Origin of the sequence: Mesorhizobium sp. M0830, from assembly GCF_040319965.1 — a bacterium.
Classification (GTDB): domain Bacteria; phylum Pseudomonadota; class Alphaproteobacteria; order Rhizobiales; family Rhizobiaceae; genus Mesorhizobium.
In genome coordinates, this window is sequence record NZ_JAMYOR010000125.1 from 1 (window position 1) to 3,346 (window position 3,346).

The 3,346-nt window shown below is 62.8% G+C and carries 3 protein-coding genes; 1 reads left to right on the forward strand and 2 read right to left on the reverse strand.

Annotation, left to right across the window (positions count from 1 at the left end):
• Positions 1-81: 81 nt before the first annotated feature.
• The gene (locus NKI20_RS33415) at positions 82-387 is read right to left on the reverse strand and encodes a hypothetical protein (protein ID WP_023758594.1); all 306 of its coding nucleotides are present in this window, start codon (positions 385-387) and stop codon (positions 82-84) included.
• A gap of 245 nt (positions 388-632) precedes the next feature.
• On the reverse strand, positions 633-2,129 hold the full coding sequence (locus NKI20_RS33420) for a CoA-acylating methylmalonate-semialdehyde dehydrogenase (RefSeq protein WP_352605524.1): 1,497 nt from the start codon (positions 2,127-2,129) through the stop codon (positions 633-635).
• Between the two features lie 219 nt (positions 2,130-2,348).
• Here NKI20_RS33420 and NKI20_RS33425 point away from each other — a divergent pair, with 219 nt between their 5' ends.
• Complete coding sequence (locus NKI20_RS33425) at positions 2,349-3,230, forward strand: LysR family transcriptional regulator (protein ID WP_352734256.1); 882 nt, start codon at positions 2,349-2,351, stop codon at positions 3,228-3,230.
• Positions 3,231-3,346 lie beyond the last annotated feature (116 nt).

Sequence of the window (3,346 nt, forward strand, 5' to 3'; positions counted from 1 at the left end):
CTCCTTGCCCAGCATGAAGGTTGAATCAGATTTGCACGCCTAAGGGAATCCCACGCCGATTCAGCCTCAATTCATTCCGCTCTAGGTGCCCGGCAAATTGGCGGTGATCGTTGGGCTGTCCCAGCCTTCGCCTATGGACAGGATGCAGCTCTGGCCCTTTGTATCGGACGCCAAAACTGTCCAGCTGCCTTGCTCGGAAACAAAAATCTCGAGAACCACGCTAGGATTGATGAGGCCGCGTCCTGCTTCGACTTCGTGGAACTTCTCGCCGAGCGCCTTGATCAGATCAACTCGCGATGCGCATTGTCCAGCAGCACTAGCGTGCGGGGCAACGGCTGGTATCGCAAGCGACGCCAAGATCATCGTCGCCACAAGACTTCGTGTCATCTGACACCTCCTCGCGCCAGACGGGGACCCCGGCTGCCACCGGCGCTGTTGATTGGCCTGCAACCTACGCAGGAATACAAGCTAAGCCGGATGGCGCCCGCTTGGTTCCATCACATTAGCGATTTTGCGGACAAGGCCGCGGCCAGAATGCAGAAAGACCCGGCCGCCTCGACCGGGCCTTCGATGCCGGATGTATCGCGCCCCCGCGGCTTTAGGCGAGGGCGCACAAGCGGAAGATCGTCCAGCTAGTTCATGGTCGGGATGACGAATTCGGCACCATCCTTGATGCCTGACGGCCAGCGCGAGGTCACTGTCTTGGTCTTGGTGTAGAAGCGGAACGCGTCCGGCCCGTGCTGGTTGAGGTCGCCGAAGGAAGATGCCTTCCAGCCGCCGAACGTGTAGTAGGCGATCGGCACCGGGATCGGCACGTTAATGCCGACCATGCCGACCTGGACCCGCGAGGCAAAATCGCGCGCCGCATCACCGTCGCGGGTGAAGATGGCGACGCCATTGCCCATCTCGTGGTCATTGGCGAGCTTGATAGCGCTCTCATAGGTCGGCGCGCGCACCACCGACAGCACCGGCCCAAAGATCTCTTCCTTGTAGATGCGCATGTCCGATGTGACGTTGTCGAAAAGGCAGCCGCCCATATAGTAGCCGTCTTCATAGCCCTGCATGGAGAAGCCGCGGCCGTCGACGACCAGCTTGGCGCCTTCCTTGACGCCGGTGTCGACATAGCCCTTGACGCGTTCCAGTGCCTGCGCCGTTACCAGCGGGCCGAAATCTGCGGAAGAGTCGGTCGAAGGACCGACTTTCAGGCTCTCTACGCGCGGAATGAGCCTTTCCATCAGCCGGTTGGCGGTGTCGTTGCCTACAGGTACGGCCACCGATATCGCCATGCAGCGTTCGCCGGCCGAGCCATAGCCGGCGCCGATCAGCGCATCCACGGTCTGGTCCATGTCAGCATCGGGCATGATGATCATGTGGTTCTTGGCGCCGCCGAAGCACTGCACGCGCTTGCCGGCGGCGGTGCCGCGCGAGTAGATGTAATGGGCGATCGGCGTCGAGCCGACAAAGCCGATGGCCTTGATATCGGGATCATCGAGGATGGCGTCGACGACATCCTTGTCACCATTGACGACGTTGAGGATGCCCGCAGGCAGGCCGGCTTCCAGGAACAGCTCGGCGATGCGCATCGGCACGCCCGGGTCCCGCTCCGACGGCTTCAGGATGAAGGCGTTGCCACAGGCGATGGCCGGCGCGATCTTCCACAGCGGGATCATCGCCGGGAAGTTGAACGGCGTGATGCCGGCGACGACGCCGAGCGGTTGGCGCATCGAATAGACGTCGATGCCGGGGCCGGCACCGTCGGTGAACTCACCCTTCATCATGTGCGGCGCGCCTATGCAGACCTCGACCACTTCGAGGCCGCGTTGGATGTCGCCCTTGGCGTCGGCGATCGTCTTGCCGTGCTCGCGCGCCAGGATGTCGGCCAGTTCGTCATAGTCGCGGGCAACGAGTTCAAGGAATTTCATCAGCACGCGCACGCGCCGCTGCGGGTTGGTCGCTGCCCATTTCGGCTGTGCAGCCTTGGCATTCTCGACAGCCGCGCGCAATTCCGCCTGCGAAGCCAGTGCCACCGTGCCGCGCACGGAGCCGTCCATCGGCTGCATCACATCCTGCTTGCGGCCGCTGGTCCCGGCGACATGCTTGCCGCCGATAAAATGACCGTAGTCGATCATGATCTCTCTCCCTTTGTTTGTGATGGCCCATTGTCCGCCTTTGCAGCGGCGATGGCAACGCGAGGGAGAACGCAACCGTTGTGCGGGAAATAGATAGCCGTTGACGGACGAGCATCAATTCCCGCAAATGGCGGGATGCAATTGCTGCTGTACGGATTAAGAGATTGAGTTCCTTCGCCACAGAACGCAGCGTCGGCAACTGTCATCTGGACCATCCCCATGAACTGGGATGACGTCCGCATCTTCCTGGCCGTGGCGCGCGCCGGCCAGATCCTTGGCGCGGCCAAACGGCTGGAGCTCAACCACGCCACTGTCTCGCGCCGCATCGCCGCGCTCGAGGATGCACTGCGCACAAAACTGTTTCGCCGGCTGACCACCGGTAGTGAGTTGACGCCGGCCGGCGAGCGCTTTCTCGACATTGCCGAGCGTATGGAGGGCGACATGATCGCCGCGCGCTCGACGGTTGCCGGCGAAGGCGACGACGTTTCCGGCACGGTGCGCATCGGCGCGCCGGACGGCTTCGGCGTTGCCTTCCTGGCCAAGCGCCTCGGTGCGTTAACCGCCCTGCACCGCGAACTGACGATCCAGCTTGTGCCGGTGCCGCGTTCCTTCTCCCTGTCGCGCCGCGAAGCCGATATCGCGATCACCGTCGAGCGGCCGACCGAAGGCCGGCTGGTGGCGGGGAAGCTGGTCGACTATTCGCTCGGGCTGTTTGCCTCGCGCGATTATGTGCAAGTGCATGGTTTGCCCAAAACCGCCGCCGAACTCGGCCAACACACCCTCATCGGCTATGTGCCGGACCTCATCGTCAGCCCCTCGCTCGACTACGCGGCCGAGTTCAGCGCCGACTGGCGCACCAGCTTCGCCATTTCCTCCGCACTTGGCCAAGCCGAGGCGGTGCGGTCGGGCGCCGGCATCGGCATCCTGCACACCTTCGTCGCCCGCTCGATGCCGGAATTGGTGCCGGTCGATGCGGTCGCACCCATCCGCCGTGCCTACTGGCTGGTCTATCACGAATCGGTCAGGCCGCTGCGCCGCGTCCAGATCGTCGCCAGCTTCATCACCAAGGCAGTGGAGCGGGAGAGAAGCCTGTTCACCTGATTTCACAAAACCGATAAAGCAAATCCGCCATCTAGCCCGGATATCTCACACAGTCTTTCGGCGCGAGGCTGGCGGCAGCGATTTTGCAGGCGCTTGAGCTGCGGGCAAGGGATGTC